This window comes from Paenibacillus sp. FSL P4-0081 (assembly GCF_000758565.1).
Taxonomy (GTDB): domain Bacteria; phylum Bacillota; class Bacilli; order Paenibacillales; family Paenibacillaceae; genus Paenibacillus_AQ; species Paenibacillus_AQ phytohabitans.
The window spans coordinates 2,538,981-2,557,139 of record NZ_CP009280.1 but is presented as its reverse complement, the minus strand read 5'-3'; the positions used below and the strand labels follow the sequence as shown (position 1 = coordinate 2,557,139).

General features: G+C 53.0%; 13 protein-coding genes. 2 read left to right on the top strand and 11 right to left on the bottom strand.

The genetic code is table 11. The annotated features are described in order from the left end of the window. Nucleotides 1-11: 11 nt before the first annotated feature. From P40081_RS10745 to P40081_RS10720, 6 genes are all read right to left on the bottom strand, one after another. On the bottom strand, nucleotides 12-2,156 hold the full coding sequence (locus tag P40081_RS10745; RefSeq protein WP_042135369.1) for a hydantoinase/oxoprolinase family protein: 2,145 nt from the start codon (nucleotides 2,154-2,156) through the stop codon (nucleotides 12-14). 70 nt (nucleotides 2,157-2,226) lie between these two features. Further along, a complete protein-coding gene (locus tag P40081_RS10740; RefSeq protein ID WP_231575411.1) occupies nucleotides 2,227-3,510 on the bottom strand; it encodes a citrate transporter in 1,284 nt (427 codons plus the stop codon). A gap of 114 nt (nucleotides 3,511-3,624) precedes the next feature. After that, nucleotides 3,625-3,879, bottom strand: a complete 255-nt coding sequence (locus tag P40081_RS38360; protein ID WP_156118578.1) for a hypothetical protein — start codon at nucleotides 3,877-3,879, stop codon at nucleotides 3,625-3,627. 292 nt (nucleotides 3,880-4,171) lie between these two features. Then, nucleotides 4,172-5,524, bottom strand: coding sequence for an FAD-dependent oxidoreductase (locus P40081_RS10730; RefSeq protein ID WP_231575323.1), 1,353 nt, complete (start codon nucleotides 5,522-5,524; stop codon nucleotides 4,172-4,174). Nucleotides 5,525-5,560: 36 nt separating this feature from the next. Beyond that, nucleotides 5,561-6,301 (bottom strand): response regulator transcription factor, encoded by a 741-nt coding sequence (locus P40081_RS10725; protein ID WP_042135364.1) that lies wholly within the window; start codon nucleotides 6,299-6,301, stop codon nucleotides 5,561-5,563. A gap of 272 nt (nucleotides 6,302-6,573) precedes the next feature. Then, nucleotides 6,574-7,302, bottom strand: coding sequence for an HAD family hydrolase (locus P40081_RS10720; RefSeq protein ID WP_042135362.1), 729 nt, complete (start codon nucleotides 7,300-7,302; stop codon nucleotides 6,574-6,576). Between the two features lie 194 nt (nucleotides 7,303-7,496). Between P40081_RS10720 and P40081_RS10715 the strand changes: the two genes are divergently transcribed. Next, a complete protein-coding gene (locus tag P40081_RS10715; protein WP_042135360.1) occupies nucleotides 7,497-8,648 on the top strand; it encodes a YhgE/Pip domain-containing protein in 1,152 nt (383 codons plus the stop codon). Nucleotides 8,649-8,753: 105 nt separating this feature from the next. Then, the gene (locus P40081_RS10710; RefSeq protein WP_042135359.1) at nucleotides 8,754-9,266 is read left to right on the top strand and encodes a PadR family transcriptional regulator; all 513 of its coding nucleotides are present in this window, start codon (nucleotides 8,754-8,756) and stop codon (nucleotides 9,264-9,266) included. A gap of 182 nt (nucleotides 9,267-9,448) precedes the next feature. On the opposite strand, the gene P40081_RS10705 is transcribed toward P40081_RS10710, so the two are convergent. The 5 genes from P40081_RS10705 to P40081_RS10685 all read right to left on the bottom strand — a co-directional run bounded on the left by P40081_RS10705 (nucleotide 9,449) and on the right by P40081_RS10685 (nucleotide 17,966). After that, nucleotides 9,449-9,706: an AbrB/MazE/SpoVT family DNA-binding domain-containing protein gene (locus P40081_RS10705; protein ID WP_025708535.1), complete on the bottom strand. Its 258-nt coding sequence runs from the start codon at nucleotides 9,704-9,706 to the stop codon at nucleotides 9,449-9,451. 797 nt (nucleotides 9,707-10,503) lie between these two features. Next, nucleotides 10,504-12,606 (bottom strand): alpha-galactosidase, encoded by a 2,103-nt coding sequence (locus P40081_RS10700; RefSeq protein WP_042135356.1) that lies wholly within the window; start codon nucleotides 12,604-12,606, stop codon nucleotides 10,504-10,506. Nucleotides 12,607-13,003: 397 nt separating this feature from the next. Beyond that, nucleotides 13,004-14,329 carry an ABC transporter substrate-binding protein gene (locus tag P40081_RS10695; RefSeq protein WP_039310299.1) on the bottom strand — a complete coding sequence of 442 codons (1,326 nt, stop codon included), beginning with the start codon at nucleotides 14,327-14,329 and terminating at the stop codon, nucleotides 13,004-13,006. A gap of 123 nt (nucleotides 14,330-14,452) precedes the next feature. Further along, nucleotides 14,453-16,108 (bottom strand): response regulator, encoded by a 1,656-nt coding sequence (locus P40081_RS10690; protein WP_042135354.1) that lies wholly within the window; start codon nucleotides 16,106-16,108, stop codon nucleotides 14,453-14,455. Continuing rightward, on the bottom strand, nucleotides 16,101-17,966 hold the full coding sequence (locus P40081_RS10685; RefSeq protein ID WP_042135352.1) for a sensor histidine kinase: 1,866 nt from the start codon (nucleotides 17,964-17,966) through the stop codon (nucleotides 16,101-16,103). Before P40081_RS10685 ends, P40081_RS10690 begins: the two co-directional genes overlap by 8 nt. Between the last annotated feature and the right edge of the window lie 193 nt (nucleotides 17,967-18,159).

Genomic DNA, 18,159 nt, shown 5'->3' with positions numbered 1-18,159 from the left:
CTGTGCACCTCCTACTGATAGACGACAGCGAGTATTTCGCTGTTGTCCTCGAGCAGCTGGGTTTCCACTTCGAGAATGGAGAACAGCTGCTCCTTGGTCTGCATCCCGGTCAGATCGAGCATTTTTTCCTTATAGAAGACAAAGGTCTTCGGGATCGTCGCATTAGCGTCCGAATAGATTGTATTCTCCTCCAGGAACGAGGCAAACCGGTCGGCCATATTCTTCTTCAAAAAAGCCAGATGATACGCATTCGTCTTCTTAAATCGCACCACGCCCTCGCGGTCCAGCACGCCGACATGGCTGAGCTTCTTCTTCACCAGCCCAAACATGGACTTCTTGATTTCGCTGGACTCGAACAGGAACCATCTGCCGGAGGCCGCCTTCAGCTCCGTCTGGCCGGCCGGCTGGCCCAGTGCTTCCGCCGCCGTCAGCAGCAGCTCGTTCACGGGCACCTCGCGGCTGGCCAGATCCTTCGAGCGCAGCTCGGTCGAGCCGGTGGCGATGGCCCGCAGAATATTGCGCTGCGAATCGATCTCGATCGTCACGTCAACCGTGGCTTCATTCGCTCCGGACTGGACGATTTTCTCCATAATCTCCGCCCGGATCAGCTTGATATCCCGCTCTGTCGCACCGACCACAGTCTTCTCGATCTGCTCGCGGACCATTGCCATCCCAACGCCGATCGTGGAGATATACGGCGCATTATTGGCGATCTGGTGCTTGAAGCCTTCGCTCGCCGCCATCGCCGGAACGAGCACAGCTCCGCTTCCGCCGCCGCCCACCAGCGTAACAAACCCGGTGTCGAGCTCATAATCGCTGATCATCTGGTTCACAACCGCCATCACCTTGCGGATGGCAATATCCATTGCCGCCCTTGCTGCGTCTTCCGCAGACATACCGAGCCGGGAACCCAGCGCCTGCCAGGCTATTCTTGTGCTCTCCATATTCCCGCGGGCATAGTCCGTCTCCGGCACATGATTCAGCAGATTCGCCGCACCTGCCAGGGTCAGCGCATATTCATGTCCTCCCGCACCCCGGACGGTGACGTAATCCGGATCTCCCGGGCGCGGACTGACGAGACCGATGACAGGCTGCTCCAGATTCTCCTTACCGGTGAAGCATTCGTACTCCAGACCGGCGATATGCGCACTGCGCGGGCCGACATCCGTGATCTTGCCTCCGCCGATCTGGATCATGCTGCCCCCGGCAACGGCGAGCGTCCGTACATCCAGCGAACGCAGATAAGTCTTATGTCCGCCTACCTGGGCATTCTCAATCATCACCTTGCCGTTCTTGATCACGGAGATATCTACACTGGTTCCGCCGACTTCGAAGAAAATACCGTCCGATATCTTCTCATACATCAGGGCGCCGGCGACACCGGCCGCCAGCCCTGACAGCATGGTCAGGATCGGACGCTTGCGCACCTCGTCGATGCTCATGACACCGCCATCGCAGCGCATGATCATCAACTGGGAGGTAATCCCCGCTTCTTTGACGGCCTGCTCAGTCATGTTGGCGGTCTCCATCATCTTCGGAATCAGGCTCGCATTGACGACCGCTGTACGGGTCCGCGTCTTCAGCCCATAGAGCTGGGAGATTTCATGTCCGCCGGTGGCGTACACTCCCCGGCTGCGCGCCGCTTCCATCACTCTCAGCTCGTTGGCCGGATCATCGACACTGTAGGCTTCCGAGGCCACAATAACCTCTGCACCCTGGGCGAGCAGCTGATCAATCGCCGCATCGATGGTTTCCGGCGTCAGTTCCTTCGAATCAATGAACTTGTGATACGTGGTAAGATATTTGCCCGCAGCCAGCTCAATATTGGCCACATTGGTCTCGGAGCGGGCACTGCGGGCATCGAGGCCCGTGCCCATCCCCACGATGCCGACACGGGCAACATCTCCTTCGAGCAGAGCATTGGTGGCCTGAGTCGTCCCGTGGGCGATGAACTTGATGTCACCGGGAAGAATGCCGTTCTCGCTCATAATCCGCTGAATGATCTGGACAATCCCACTGGCGACTCCGCGTTCATCGTGATGCGTTGTGGGCATTTTGACCTTGGACAGCACCTCAAAGGTCTCATTGTCTATCGCAACGGCATCCGTGAAGGTTCCTCCGACATCGATGCCGATCCTGATTTGTTTATTGTTCATAGCAGGTTCTCCTCTCCATGAAGCTTATGTCTCTTATCTGCAATCCGTATTCGCCTAACCAGAGCTTAATCTAGAAAACGGTCAGACCCGCGATAATCATCGAGATCATCACAGCCGCGAACATCCATGGCAGTGTCTTGCGCAGCGTTTCAATAATATCCGTCTTGGTGTAGTCGGCGATCCAGACATTGTGCGAGTTGGTCGGATCGCTGACAGCCTGCAGATTGCTCACGATACGCAGAGCCAGCATCGCTGCAACTGGTGCCATGCCTCCGGCAACAATCAGTGCCGCGATTCCGCTGCCGAGCCCCCATACGTTAAGCGGTCCACGGTAAATGGCAAGCGGGGACAGCAGGGTGAAGACAAGAATATACATCAGCGGGCTGGTTGGAATAATGCCTTCGATCAGCGGCTGAATCAGCAACGCCACCGGAGGTGCAGTTACCGCGCTGAGCAGCATCCCGATCCCGATCATCAGCCCGAGCGCACCGGCCACATCCTGAATCCCTTCCACCAGCGCACTCGACAGCACATGGATCGGACGCTTCGGTGTGGCGAGCAGCAATGTGACAATCGCCCCCATGAAGACTGCAGAGACAATATCAACCTTCAGGAAAAATACCAGCAGCACCGGAACAAGCGGACTGATGAGCGCGATGGCTCTTACGTTCTTGGTATCCTGAGCCTGGAATTCCGGCTTGAGCGGCATGGCCCAGGCACGGCGGACCTTGCCGTCTTTGCGGGTATAGTAGACGATCATTATCAAGGCAATGACAATCAGCGGAATAGCGCAGATCAGTGAATACGAAGCAATCGTGTTCGTGGGCACCTTAAGCACATCGGTATAAATCGCCCAGGTGGAGACGTTGAAGACCACGCCGACCGCATTGGCCAACAGGACAACAAGGCCGCTGACGAACGGCTTCAGACCGGCGGTGAGCATAATGGGAATAGCGATCGTTCCGACGAGAATGACCATGCCCAGCCCGTTGGCAGCCGAGAAGATTACAGACGCGGCGAGGAAAAAGATAAGGGCAATCGCCAGCGGCTTGTCACCGGCCAGCTCCGCAGCCTTGCGGATAATGGTCTTCGTGATGCCGACCTTGCTGAGAATCTGGCCGAACCAGGCACCGAAGATCAGTCCGGCGATGGCGGTAGACAGCTTCATGGCCCCGCCTGCGAGCACACCCTTGGTGATGGTGAAGGTATCCGGGTTATCGGACAGGAGCGGGATACCCGCGATCGCCGCCAGCAGAATCGCCATCATCGGCAGGGCGAGCAGCGTGGTCAGCTTGCGGGTCATCATCAGGCCCACAAACACAATGAATACAAGTAAAATGCCGATAATCTGCACAGTTTCCAAACCAATTCCTCCTAAATTTTTGTGAAATATACGTTGTTATAAGAATTATTGTGCTTAATTACCATCGGAAACCAAGCAAGCTTGGAATCAAATGAACGGTATAGATTAATCTTGAAAATGACAACCTTCCGTATCACGTCCGCGCTTCCCAGTCTTTGAGAGCAACCAGCGTGGGGTGTAAGAAGCTAGTAACAGAGCTATAGCTATAGCAGCAGCAGCAACAGAAACAGAAATAGCAACAGCAACAACAGCAACAACAGCAGCAACAGCAGCAACAGCAACAGCAGCAACAGCATTAGCAATAGCATTAGCAATAGCAATAGCAACTGCAGCAACAGCATTTAATTGTATTTCATACAACTAAAATCTGGCGAAAAGCCGGTTTTACCGGAATAATTGTATTCTGTACAACTAAAAATAACGATAAGTCCCCTTTTGAGGAATATGGGGATTATAACTGTATCAAATGCAATTAAAACCTTCGTAGCGCCATAAACGCTCACTTTAGTTGCACAAAATACAGTTAGAGCTTAGGCGCGGTCCCGTCACAGCCACCAGCCTGCGGCTCTAGCAGAGAGCACGGCGTGCTAATCCGAAAGATTAACAGTTCAAGCTGTACATTACATTATTTTTGCGCACCATGCTCCGCCCGTTACACCTCCAGATAAGCGCCATGCGCCACGAGTGTCTGCTGCAGTTCCTTATAGTCCACCTGCTGCACGGGGACTCCTTCTTTCACGGCCAATGCCGCCGCAGTACCGCCCGCCTGACCAATTGCCCCCACCGTAGGTGTAGTTCGTACAGCCGCCTGGGCTTCAAAAGTAGCTGAGAGACATCTGCCGACCACAATCAGGTTGTCGATTTCGTTCGTGATCAGGCAGCGGTAAGGGATGCCGTACATCGCCCCCCATTCCAGATGATCCGTTGCGGTTCCCTCGCCGTCCGGGCTGTGAATATCAATCGGATAGCCGGAGTGGGCGATCACATCCGCAAAGGGCTTCACCGACAGAATATCCTGCGCGGTCAGCGTGTACACACCCTTGATCTGGCGGGAGCCGCGGACACCGATGGACGGACCTGTGGAGACTACCACGGACTCTTCAAAGCCGGGAATATACTTTTTCAAAAAGAGCTCCAGCTCCCTACACTGCCTGCGCCCTTCAATCTCCGCCTCGCTGAGGCTCCACGGATCTGTGCTGTCCTTGCCTAGAATGCGTGTCGTGTTCATAATAATCTCGCCGGGATTGCTCGTCTCGAAGAACAGCACATCTTCTCTCGGAATACTGATCTCGCCGCGCGATTTGGCTTCCCGGAACTGCTTGTCGAAGCCGGCGACAGATAATCTGGCCGCCGAGTCCATCACGGTGATATCAAGGTTCATGCGCGGGAAGTCCTCGCGGTGCTCGCGGATGTACGCCTTGATCTTCTCCGTGTCCACCCCCCTCATCTTCATCTTCAGGGTCATCGGCTGTGACTGCTCATCGGATTCACGGCCTTTGGTGAACGGCACTCCGGACCAGGCAGCCAAGTCCCCGTCTCCGGTAGCATCAATGAACACATCCGCTGTAATGCGGCTGAGCCCCGCCTTGTTGCACAGGGTAAGCGACTCAATGCGTCTGCCCGATACTTCGGCCCCGGCCAGCATCGTATGATACAGCACCTCGCCTCCGCTCTCCTGCAGCATCAGATCCAGCTCGTATTTCATCGCTTCGGCATCGAATGGTGTCACCGAATAAGTGTAGTTAGTCGCATCCGGGATATGTCCCGGTGATTTGCCGAGCGCCTGAAGCCGCTGAATCAGCTCATCAGTGATCCCCTGGATGGCCTGCTTATGCCCGGCATGAAAAGTCATCATCGGCCCGACACCCGCAGCGGTTAGAGTTCCGCCGAGGAAACCTCCTGCCTCTATGATCAGTGTTACGGCGCCTGCTCTTGCTGCCGCGATGGCCGCGATCGAGCCTGAAACCCCGCCGCCTGCTACAACAACTTCATATTTCCGCATCATTGCTCCTCCTTTTCCCCTTTTAAGTTAACGGTTACATTACAGCTGTTCCCTGTACTGCGTGGGAGTGCTGCCGGTATAGTCCTTGAATACCGCCATGAAATGCTTGGAGCTTAGATAGCCTGATAATTTGGCTACCTCATAGATTTTGAGATTCGTTTCCTTCAGCAGCTGCTTGGCCCGGTTCATCCGGCACTGCGAGACATAATCCGTAAAGTTCTGCCCCGTTTCTGATTTGAACAGTACCGACAGGTACTGGTGATTCAGATGCACCTGCTCCGCCATATATTGCAGTGAAATTTCCTGATCCAGCCGCTGCGCAACCAACTCTTTCACTTTACGGATCAATTGCCTGCCCTTCAGGTCTGCTCCGCCCTCTTCCGGCAGGTCCGCAAGGCCGCTCCGGGTTCCGTGCTTGCGCCTGAAATCCCCCAGTGCCTGGGCCAGCTCCGTGCGGTCAACCGGCTTCAGCAGATAATCGCTGATGCCGTATTTGATCGCCTGCTTCGCATATTCAAAGTCGGCATACCCGCTTAGAATTAGAATGTACAGGTCAGGGTACTGGTCACGGACCCGCCGGATCATCTCCAGACCGTTCATTTCATTCATCCGTATATCCGTAATCAGAACATCGGGCTTCACACTCTTGAGCGCCTCCAGCGCAAGTCTTCCGTTCTCTGCTTCACCCACCACCTGAAAGCCGCCGATAACCTCCTCAATCAAATGTTTGAGGCCCGAACGGATCAGAGCTTCGTCTTCAACCAGAAACAGCTTGTGCAAGCCTATCCCTCCTCATCCACATTGTCCGGGCCTCTGCGCCCGCCTTCGCCGGGCTCCTGAGGTTCACTTCTGGTGAAACGCTTACACTATCAGTATAAATTTTGCATACCTCCAAAGAAACGGTCCACATTCGAGAAAAGGTATGAAATTTCGAGATTTATCCGTACCCGTCCCCGCTGATGCCAAAACGGATGTCCTTAACGCCGGTGATCCGGCAGTAAAGACATCCGTGTGTACTTGCTTTTGTACAAACTATTCCGGGATCTGCTTCCTTACAGGTCTTGCGCTGTGCTGTTGTCGTACAGCCCGATTAATTCATCGAAGGAAGAAATAATAACGTCGGAGCCCTTCAGCTCATCCTGCCGTCCGAATCCGGCGTAGCCGCAGCCAATTACCGTCTGCCCGTTGCCCTTGCCCGCTTCCACGTCAGAGGAACGGTCGCCCACCATCCAGGCACTGCTGATATTGTGGTTGTCCAGCAGGAGTCCAAGCAGCTCAGTCTTGGTTGCCGTTCCTTGTCCGCCTGCACTGTATAAGCCCTCGAACAGCTCCTTCAGCTCATGCACCACTACGATGCTGTGAATATAATCCTCCAGCCCGTTGCTGGCGACGAACAATTTCACTCCGCGCGCATGAAGCGCACGCAGCGTTTCCACTACCTTAGGATACAGAAGGGTCCCTCCGGCTTCCAGTCCTTCAATTTCCAGCTGCAGCAGCAGCTCATCCGCCCGGCGGTGCACCGCCGCGTCCGCTTCCGGCATTACATTCTTCCAGATTTGCGCCAGCAGCATGCCAAGGCTGCCCAGAATGCGCTCCTCCGGCGGAGTAGGCCCGGAATACAGCCCTTCCTCGCGCAGGATATCAAACATTTTATGATAGGCCGGCAATAGCAGGCTCTCCGTCTGGAACAGCGTACCATCCATATCGAATACGATAGCTTCCGGTTTGTTCAATTTCGGCAGCTGCCCGTGCTCTGCCTGTGTCTTTTCTTCATAACTCATAAGGTGACCCATCCCTTCCAAATTGTTCTGCCTCTGACTCTCTAGTTCATCTGGAGCTTCCATAACACGCTTTAATGATATAGGAAAGCAGCACGTATTGTCTACGAACCCAAGAATATGCATTGATTTTATTATTTCATAATGATATATTACATATTGCCATATAACACATTGGTATAAGGAGTGTTTACACAATGAAATTAATCATTCAGTTTCTCAAACAACCCGTAACCATCGTCGGGATTATTACTGCGCTGCTGTTCCAAGTCTTTTTCAGCCTCATCTGGATCACCGGCTACGATCATGTCACTGACCGGGTAGATCAGCTGCCGATCGCCATTGTTAACGGAGACGGCAGTGCAGCCCAGTCCATCGCTGACAATATATCCACGTCCCTTAACTTCGAACAGGTGGAGGGCCTCTCTCTGGCAGAGGCGCAGGACCGGCTCGGGCATCGTTCCCTCCGAATGATTATTGAGCTTCCCCAAGGCTTCACCGCTTCACTAAGCGAGCCTTCGTCCGGGGCCAAGATCCGCTATTATCTGAACGAATCCAATCCGCAGATGGTCTCTAATGTCATGCAGGGCGTAGCGGCCAAAGTCACTGCTGCCATGGATGCAAAGAGCAGTGCTGCGGGACTTGGAGGCGTGCTCACTGCCATGAAGCTGCCGGAGGCAGAAGCCGCAATGATTCGAAGCAGCGCAGCAAGCCGGATCAGCTCCGATATCCAGATTGTGAATCCGGCTACCAACTTCGCTGAAACCATGGTTCCGCTAATGGTCGTTACGGCTTCCTTCACCGGCGCCATGCTGCTGGCCATGAACCTGAGCAAAGTCTCTGCCAGTCTGGCCGCTGCTGCCAGCAAATGGCAGAGGCTTAGCGCCCGGTATGTGCTGATGGCTGGTACTGCACTTGCCGGCTCACTCATCAGCGCTTCACTGCTGCATGTTCTCGGCATCCACTCTTCGCAAGGCTTCCTCAGCCTGTGGATGTTCGAATTAGTCGTCATCCTCTCCTGCATGACGGTCGCCAATCTCAGTCTTGTGCTGTTCGGCGATGCCGGAGCATGGCTGAACATTGCGCTGCTGTCCATACAGATGCTGAGCTCCGGGGCTACGATTCCCCGGGACGTACTGTCCCCCTTTTACCAGTCGGCCGGTCAATTCTTCCCTGCTTACTATGCTGTGGACGGCATGCTGGATCTCGTCATAGGCGGTGAGGGCATTCTGCACGACGTGACGGCGCTGCTCTATATCGCTGCTGTTGCTACCGCTGCCAGTGTGCTGCTTACCCTGCTCCGCCGGGAGAAACGCGCAGTCCGGACCGGAGCGGCAGCCAATGCCTGAGTACCTGTGAAGCTTCTCTGGCCCTGACACCTTCGCCAGTTCAAATTGAGTCCGGCAGGACAGATGTGATATGGTAGGAAGGAGAGAGAGGAGCGGCAGACGTTAATGAACATTCAAGATGTAATACTCGGGATTCTAAGTGAGAAGCCCCATTCCGGTTATGATATCAAGCGGCATTTCGAGGAGTATTTCTCCTTCTTCTTCGATGCCAGCTTCGGCACGATCTACCCCACCTTAAGCAAGATGGAGAAGCTGGGTCTGATCTCCAGGGAAGCGGTACGCCAGGAGGGCAAACCGGATAAGAACTTGTTTACAATTACACCTGACGGTGAACTGCACTTCCAGAAGTATTTGCGTCAGCCTGCGGAGAAGGATGTGCTCCGTTCCGACTTCCTGATGCATCTGTATTTCGGGGACATGGCAGATGAAGAGACGATGCACACCCTGCTCCGCGAAGCCCTCCGGGCCAAACAGGAGATGTACGAGGATCTGGAGCATAAGCTGCAGGAGCTGGACAAGATCGGCAAGCTGACGCCCTCCCAGAAGCTCTGTATTGAGCTGGGGCTGGTGCAATACGATGCTTTTATCCGAAGAGTGCAGAGTGCGCTGGAGAGCTGAACTATCAGCATAGCCGCGCATAGACCCGCAAACAACACAAGACGGCAGTCCTCCCTAAGCCTAAGCCCGGGAACTGCCGTCTTTGTTCATGCTATTTAAAAGGGACCGGAGTGCAAACACTGTTAAAGTGCCTGCGCTGCGGTCCCTGCTGTCATTATTTATGGTGCGGTTCAGAACAAAACTTATACGTGGTCGAAGCTTGCAATCAGTTCGTCAAGAACATCTTTGCTGACCATTTTGCCTTTGAAGTTGATCAGGTTCTCGGCACTTCCGGAGAAGATACAAGTAGGTTCATATTTTCTGAGAATGATCTTTTCGCCGTCCACAAAAATTTCGAGCGGGTCTTTTATGTCAATTCCCATCGTTCTGCGTAGTTCAATCGGAATCACGATACGTCCCAGTTCATCTACTTTTCTTACAATACCTGTTGCTTTCATCATTATGCATCCTCCCTTGAAATAACGCTTGATTCATCATTCAGTGTTAAAAGCTATCAAAGCTTCTAAATAGTAGAAATGATTATGCTATATCTGCATTGTAAAGTGCTATTTCTTTCCTGTCAATTTTATTTCTACATCTTTTGATATATATCGACAAATTATTCGACAAAGTTTAGAGTATATTCGACAAAATAATAGCCTGAATCATATTTTATCCAATTTCCTCTCGGATTGACAGTTTTTTATTTAAATTTTAGAAAAAACCTTGATTTCAGCGTTTTTAAGCTTCCGGTTAGCCTACCCGCTGCGACTCCGTTCCTATGTCTGTTCATGTTCATGAACATGTTCATACTTGTTCCCGCTCCCGTTTCCCATCTGCCTTCTGCCCTTCTGCCTTTCTACTCTTCTACTCTTCTACTCTTCTGCTCTTCTGCTCTTCTGCCCTTCTGCCTTTCTACTCTTCTGTTCTTCTGCTCTCAACTTTTACTGTTGTCCATATTCTGCTCCGAGAACAGTTGGATAAAAGGCACTTAATACTGGCTCAAGTCCCTCTGCCGGAACAAGAGTTGGAAAAATGACACTTAAATCATGCCGGGCAAAATAAGATACCTTTTTCCGCTTCCTATATTTACCGGACCGTTACAACGTCTGCTTCGTCTATACACAAAATCGCGGGAATTGAATCGAACAACGGGTTCGGCGGAATCAGACGGTTGATTTCCCTATCAATAAAAATACCCCCTCATATAGCTGGAGTACTATCCTCCAGCCCTTGAGGGGGCGTTTCTTATTACGGGTTAAACCAAAGACCGAAGCTCGAAGAGCCTCGCGGTCTTGCCCGGCGGCAGCGAGACGCTCAGGCTGCCTTCCGCCGGGTTCCAGCTCCATTCGGAGCGATGCGCCTGCGGATAGGCGCAGCGGGCCTCTGCGGCCTGTCCCTTCAGCTCAGGGACGGGCAGCGTAATTCCCGCTGCATCTCCGGCAATCCGCCATACGGCAATATAACGGATGTCGCCATGGCGCAGGCCGAAGCTGACCCATTCCCCGCGGCTGTCCGGCAGACCGAGCGGCCAGAAGGCGAACGCCTGCGGAATATGGGCACGGATGGATTTGTAATAATCCAGCGCCTCCTTCACCAGGGCTCTGCGCTGCGGCGCAAGCTCGGCCAGATGGCCGCTCTGGTGGACGCGGAGCAGCAGCGCATTAACCATGTTGAAGATGACCTCTTCATCATCGCCTTCGCGCAGCGGATACGACCACACGGCCGATTGCTCCGGCGTCAGCGCCGCCGGGGAGCCTGCGGCAATGGCCGCGTACTGCACATAATCCTCCTGGTCGCTGGTCGACTGGATGCTGTGGCGGCTGAGCATGGCATAGTCCATCCGCATACCGCCGCTGGAGCAGTTCTCGATCACCAGCTGCGGGTAACGGACGAAGATACTGTCCAGCCAGGCCAGATAGGCCCGGTTATGCTGCAAGAGGCCGTCCCCGAAGCTGTCGGCATCTGTCTCTGTGCCGATCCCTGCGTTGATGTTGTAGTCCATCTTAATATATCCGACACCGTATTCTTCCACCAGCCGGGCAATGACGCCATTGGCATGCTCTATGACCTTCGGGCTGCGGTAATCCAGCTGATACCGGCTGCGGTCCTTCACCCGTTTGCCGTGACGCATGAAAAACCAGCTGTCGTCGGTCTCAGCCAGCTTCGGACTGTTGACCCCCATAACCTCCAGCTCCAGCCAGAGTCCGGGAATCATTCCTTTGCTGCGGATATAGTCCAGCACATATTTGATGCCTTCCGGGAAACGCTCGATTGACGGATCCCACTGGCCGACGCCGTCCCACCACTCGCCTGGGGCATACCAGCCCGCATCAATACAGAAGTATTCACAGCCGACATCGGCGGCGGCATCAATCAGCGGCAGCAGCTTCTCCGTCGTCGGGCTTCCCCACAGGCAGTTCATATAGTCATTAAAAATAATCCGCAGCAGCTCATTGTCCTCATTCGGTCTGCGGATGATCCGCCGGTATGCGGTCAGCTGCTCTGCCGCGCCCTGGAAGCCGCCCTGCACAGCGCCTGCGGCCACCGGCACAGAGGTGAACTCTTCACCCGGGGCCAGCTTCAGCCACCAGTGGTTGTCATGCTCCGTAGGCCCGCTGACCAGCAGCGTGAGCTGGTCGTACTGATCCGTCAGCTCCCAGTGCCAGGAGCCGTTGTGCTCTATCTGCCAGAACAGGCTTGTCCCGCTCTCCTTGTTCTGCAGTACCGCCATCGGCAGCAGCTCAGCCGCCGACCAGGAGCCGGTATTGCTGGCGGCAATCCGCTTCGAGCCGCGGTCGGCCAGATGGGACATGCCCAGCTCCGGCAGGCTGTAGCTCTTCCACTGCAGCTCACTCTGCCAGCCGCTGTGAGCAAGGCTTACTTCGATTTTATCCCCCCGGTCTCCGCTGCCCTCTTTATCCACACCCGTAAGCGCAAACGAAGAAATGTATTCTACCGCAGCATCCCCGTCCCCTTCATTGCGCAGTACTGTCCAGGAGCGCACAATCTGCACGCCTGTATAGAACTGATAATGCTGTACCGCCTTCACTCCTGTCAGCGGATCAACGAGTGTAATCTCCAGCTTGCGTCCCAGAGGATTCATCGTATCGCTGTGCCCGCCATACACCATACGCAGCCCCGGATACGACGCGCGGTGCGTCCGCCCGTGATACTCCGCCCGGTCTTCCCCTGATAGCTGCAGCTCCAGCAGCCGGAAGCCCACCTTGCTCTTCTCTTCAATCCTTCCCGCTTCAAGCGGCGCCGCCCCGAAATGCAGCAGCCGTACATCCTGCTCTTCCGTTATTTCAATTGTAAGATAAAGTCCGTTCTCGGCAATATCGATCAGCTTGCTGCTCATGTGTAATTTGGCCTCCTGACAAATGTTGTTGTCTTTGATCTCTTTTGTCTCTTTAGTCTCTTTAGTCTCTTTGGTTTCTTTGGTTTCTTTGGTTTCTCTGCCTCCCTTGATTATGAGGCCTTCTCTTATATTCGTAACTCCTGATTTCTTGCGCTGCTGCATAAGTGGCGAAGTAACGGAGGGAGGTTTGGAATTGGAGGAGCGGCAGCGTCCGCCTTTAGGTTTGGATTTCTACTGCGGCCAGCAGTTTAAATCGGGAAATCCAAACCTAACAGCGGCCGGAAATCCAAACATCCCGCAGTTACATATAGCCACTTCTGCCCGATTCCGCGTTACATATAAAGAAGGCCCCCTCAGTAATAATTCTACTTCGGAGGCCCTCCCGGTACTAAAGCTTTTATTGAGCGGACCCGAATTGAATCCAGGCCTTTTGAATTTCATCAATCGCTTGATCCTTAGTCTTGCTGCCGCCGATATAAGCCTGCATCAATTCACCGAATTTCTGGTGGAACGTATCCAGCGAGTAGTTCACCGACAGGTCGCCGGATTTCTCGGTTTTGAGGATTTCTTCCATTTCCTTAGGCATTTGCAGGTCAGGCATCGGTGCATCCTTGATTGGAGGAATAACCTTAGCTACTGTGGAGAACCAGCTCTTACCGTATTCGGAAGTGTACAGCCAGTTGAAGAATTCAATCGTTTCAGCAGCTACAGCAGAATCCTTGTTGATGCGCAGCGCCTGGTCGGCACCGGTGATGATCTGGGACTGCTCAGCTTTGTCGCTGACAGGGTAGCCGGCGATGCCAAGATCAAAGTCAGGGGTGATTTTCTTGATCGCTTCTTCATCCCATGCGCCTTTACCTGTCATGAATGCTGTTTTGCCTAGGGCAAAGTCACTGACTTCAGCATTGCTGTCGCGTTCCAGCGGCTTGTCCGTTCCGTGTTTTACTGTTGTATCAATGAAAGTGAAGAAGTTGTCCTTCAACACCGGATGATCTGCGAAGGTCGTTTTGCCGGCGATGAAATCAGCTACGAGTGTCTTAGCGTCAGTACCTGCATCAGTTGCTGCAGCGTCAACGAAGTGTTGGAAGATATGCTTCCATACCCACCACTCTTTGTAGGCGTTGGCAAATGGCGTGATGCCCTTAGCTTCGAGCTTGGTGATGGCGTCATCCATTTCAGCGGTAGTCTTGGGAACTTCAGTGATGCCGGCATCTGCCAGCAGCTTCTTGTTGTACATCAGAACGAACAGGTTGCCTTTGACCGGAAGTCCCAGTACTTTGCCGTCTGTGGAGCTCATGTTGGAGCGGACAGCATCTGTCATCGCTGCTGCCAGCGGTTCATTGGTGAGGTCGGCACTGTATTCAGCGAAAGTATCGATATCGCCGCCAGCGGTAGTCTGGAACACGTCAGGCGTGCTGCCTGCGGCAATTTTGGATTTTAACACCGTATTGTAGTCAGCCTGCATAATTTCCAGATTGATCGTTACATTTGGCTTAACCTTCTTGTATTCAGCGATGTAGGCGTTGAAAGCGTCTGTATACTCGGGAGATGCGGTAAACATATTAATCGTGACGGGCTTGGAAGAATCTGTAGCTGTATTCTCTGCTCCATTTGTTCCAGCTGTGTTGTTAGCGGCATTATTAGTGTTGTTCCCGCCGCAACCGGCCAGCAGTCCGCCGACGAGCAGCAGACTCGCAGATAGTGCCATAAATCGTTTTAACATGATGTTGCCCCCTTTTCCTTATGCATCTTGTGGTCTTGCTCATCATTCTAAATAAAAAGAAAAAGGATAAGAATGTACATAAGTGAACTTATGAGGGTAAAAAAGTGTGTTCATGTAACCGTTTCACTTTTCTACCCCAGGCAGCTGCAGCCGGAATTCAGAAGGTGAACAATCATAGTAATTGCGGAACGCCTTGCTGAAATAGTTCTTATCCTTGTACCCCAGCATTTCGGAAATATCCTGAATTTTGAGGCCGGGATCGGACAGCAGTGCTTTGGCTTTGTCCATTCTCACCTTTTGCACATACTCATGAATGCCGTATCCGTACTGCCCCTTGAACAGCTTCATCAAGTATTCTCTGCTCAGGAAATATTTATCCGTGAACATCGATATCTTAATATCCTCAAAATAATGGTTATCAATGTATGCTTTAATATTTTCCAGCACGCTGCTGCGGTCTCCGGATAATGTCCGGCTGATCTCTCCGGCATAAACGTCGAATATCTGGTTAAGTACACGCTCGAACTGTTCAAAGGAGGCAAAATCGCTGCGGATGCCCAGGGCATTCAGCCCCTTATCCTTGCTGCTGCGGATCTGCGGCGGCACTGCATCCAGCTGTGCAGCAATCTCATTGAGGAGAATAATGAATTCCTGCAGTGTTCTGTCCGCTTCACCAAGTGTGAAATGCTCCGCACTCTTCCACTTGGAGACAAACTCGCTGAAAATGTTTCGCGCATGGTTCACGTTCCCGCTCTCCAGGCTGCTGCGGATCTGCGGCATCCGCCCGGTCATTGAGGGATTGTCCCTGGACGCCGGCTTCTCCATCATGCTGCCGCCGCTCTGCAGGATCATGCTTTCCTTCATGCTCAGCAGGTCAATCCGGTCCAATGCCTCTTTGGCCTGCTCATAAGAACCGGCAATACTCAGGAGATCGCTGTAGGGATCACCTATTCCACCGGCACAGACGATGCCGAACAGCTCCTTCAGCGTAGATGCGGCCTTCTTCATATGATGCAGAGACAGAAAAGCAGCGTCCGCCCCATATCCGCCTTTCATCGTAAAGATAGCGATAAACTCCCGCTCCCCCTTGGGACTGGCAAAGCTGAACGACTCAAACTGTCCGTCACTGTTCTCATTCATTACATTAGTTACGGCAAAATGCAGCAAATCCCGGTCCTCATGGAATCTTTCTTTACGCACCTGCTCCAGATTAAGCATCCGCAGAATACCTACAGCGAAATGGCTGGCCGCCCCGTCCGCACCGATCAGCGGCAGGAAGGCTTCATTGGACTGGGTTTTGAAGCTGCGGTCTATAATGGACAAATACATCTTCTCCTTCAGCTTCGGCAGAGACATATTGAGTGTAATATTGCGGTTGATGAACTCGCTCTCCCGCTTCCGCTTCGCTTCGAGTATATCCACCGCCTTGCGCAGTGCATGGTTAAGATCGGTACGGTTGACCGGCTTCAAAAGATAATCCACCACCTTGGAGCGGATCGCCTGGCGCGTATATTCAAAATCATTGTAGCCGCTGATCACAATCAGCAGCAGATCCGGGAACTCCTCCTCGGCGATCTGCAGCAGCTGGGCACCGCTCAGCTCCGGCATTTTCATATCCACCAGCACCAGATCGAATTTCTCCCGGCGCAGCATCTCCAGCCCCGCCTGGCCATTGGTCGCCTCCAGTACCTGTCCGACACCCAGCCCCTTCCAGTCCCCCAGAATATTGATCGCTTCGCGCAAAGGCTCCTCATCGTCTATAATCAGCACTTTATACATGTTGTCCTACTCCTCCCCGCGGCAGCCGCATATCCATTTGTGTCCCGTGTTCACTGCTGTGAATGGCCAATCCCGCGTCTTCTCCATATAAGAGCTTGAGCCGGGTGTTAAGGTTCTTAAGCCCAATGCTCTCGTTGCCATCCTCTTCCTCCGCATCCGAATCGCGGTCCTCCCACTGGATCTGCAGAGAGCTCATTACTTGCTCCAGCCGCTCCTCATTGATTCCCGGCCCGTCATCCCGTACAGAAATTACGCTGTGGGTAGCGGTAACATGCGCCTCAATACGGATGGTAACCGTAGTGGATACCTTTTCCAGCGCATGCTTGATGCAGTTCTCCACCAGCGTCTGAATCGACAGCTTGGGAATCCTCAGCTCCATCAGGCTTTCATCCCAGTCGTACACGACCTGCATCCGGCTGCCGAACCGCGCTTTCTGCAGCGCCAGATAACGCTCAATATGCCGCAGCTCTTCCCGGGCCTGCACAACATCCCGCCCGCTGATGCAGTATCTCAGCGTCATGGCCAGATTGTCGACCATCTCGACGATATCATCATTGTTGTTCTTGAGCGCCTTGGTAGAGATGGCCTGCAGCGCATTGTACAGGAAATGGGGATTAATCTCGGCCTCCAGCGCTTTGAGGACCGCGTTTTTTTCCACGATTTTCATTTTATAGCGTTCATTAATCAGTTCATTGGTCTTCTCGACCATCTTATTGAAGTGGCGTGACAGATAGGCGATCTCATCCTTGCCCTCCACCGTTGCCTCGGCATCGAAGCTCCCCGTACTGAAGCGCTTCATCTGCAGCGACAGATTCTTCAGCGGGTGCGTAATTCTATTCGAAGTGACGCTGACCAGCACCACGGACAATACCAGGAACAGCAGGCCGATGAATACATTCAGCTTACGGGTCGTTGTCGCCGCGGCATAGATTTCTGTATACGGAATCGGCTTGACGAGCTTCCAGCCTTCTTTTTGACTGATGTCGTAGATCACCAGGTACTTCTGTTCTTCATCCGACCACGTCACACGCCCGTTCTTTTCCGGTGTCAATTGGTCCAGCAGCCCCGCCTCTCTGCTCCCTTGATAGAATTCCTTATCGTCCACTGTAAAAGGCTCATTATCCGGGCTGATATACATCAGATGCTCTCCGGTGCTGAACGGAATATCTTTCATAATCTCATCGGTCACCGACGAGTTAAGGTATAGGGACAGTACGGCCTGCGGCTCCCTAGACACAATGGAACGCAGCAGCCGATGATAGCCCATGAAGACCTTGTCCTTGTTAACGGGATAATCCACACTGCTCTCCGCAGCCGGGGCTTCTTCCACAAAAGACTGATAGGAGCGGTTGAACGGACTCGCCAGTGCCCGCTTATACCAGGACAGATTGTCGATCGGCGGATGTTCGGTCACCCGGACGGTAATATTATAGTTCTCCTTGGTGACATAATAATACTTGTGCTCCTTGATCACGTACAGGTATACCGCCTCCAGGTCATTGCGGGAGAAATACAGATTCTTCAGATAATCCTCCACATACATCTTGGAGCCATAGTCCTCTGATTCATGCAGGATGGCATAGGCAAACTCATCATATGAGATCTGCGGCAGGGACAATTGTTCAATTCCGCTCAGGTAACTCTCCAGATTGCGTCCGACCAGCAGCAGATTGTTGCTCGTGCTCGCAATGCTGTTGTTCACCGATTCCTTGCGCAGCATTCCATAGGAAATGTACGTCAATGAGCTTACCACCAGAATGATGATTATAGTGAACAAAAGAATCAGTTTGTTGGCCAGCCTGCGGGAAATGCGCTCCAGTAAAGGCTCAAACAGCTTGTACAGCGTTCGTTTAATCATGTTCTCCGTCTCCCCGCTGGTGTATCAGGCCTCAGTCCCAGACTCATTTTGGTCATCCGGACTCAGTTCACCTTTTTACCCCTAACTGTACTCTTAAATCCATTTTTGAGTATAGGGGTCTGATCTATAATACACAATATAGACTAACCGGAATGGTTATGTGTGGCAAGCCAGGCACAATACTCCCACCCTA

Excerpts from the sequence above, each read along its gene's own strand:
- P40081_RS10715 (WP_042135360.1), top strand. The coding sequence starts at position 7,497 with ATGAAATTAATCATTCAGTTTCTCAAACAACCCGTAACCATCGTCGGG.
- P40081_RS10720 (WP_042135362.1), bottom strand. The coding sequence starts at position 7,302 with ATGAGTTATGAAGAAAAGACACAGGCAGAGCACGGGCAGCTGCCGAAA.
- P40081_RS10710 (WP_042135359.1), top strand. The coding sequence starts at position 8,754 with ATGAACATTCAAGATGTAATACTCGGGATTCTAAGTGAGAAGCCCCAT.
- P40081_RS10685 (WP_042135352.1), bottom strand. The coding sequence starts at position 17,966 with ATGATTAAACGAACGCTGTACAAGCTGTTTGAGCCTTTACTGGAGCGC.
- P40081_RS10705 (WP_025708535.1), bottom strand. The coding sequence starts at position 9,706 with ATGATGAAAGCAACAGGTATTGTAAGAAAAGTAGATGAACTGGGACGT.
- P40081_RS10695 (WP_039310299.1), bottom strand. The coding sequence starts at position 14,329 with ATGTTAAAACGATTTATGGCACTATCTGCGAGTCTGCTGCTCGTCGGC.
- P40081_RS10730 (WP_231575323.1), bottom strand. The coding sequence starts at position 5,524 with ATGATGCGGAAATATGAAGTTGTTGTAGCAGGCGGCGGGGTTTCAGGC.
- P40081_RS10745 (WP_042135369.1), bottom strand. The coding sequence starts at position 2,156 with ATGAACAATAAACAAATCAGGATCGGCATCGATGTCGGAGGAACCTTC.
- P40081_RS10690 (WP_042135354.1), bottom strand. The coding sequence starts at position 16,108 with ATGTATAAAGTGCTGATTATAGACGATGAGGAGCCTTTGCGCGAAGCG.
- P40081_RS10700 (WP_042135356.1), bottom strand. The coding sequence starts at position 12,606 with ATGAGCAGCAAGCTGATCGATATTGCCGAGAACGGACTTTATCTTACA.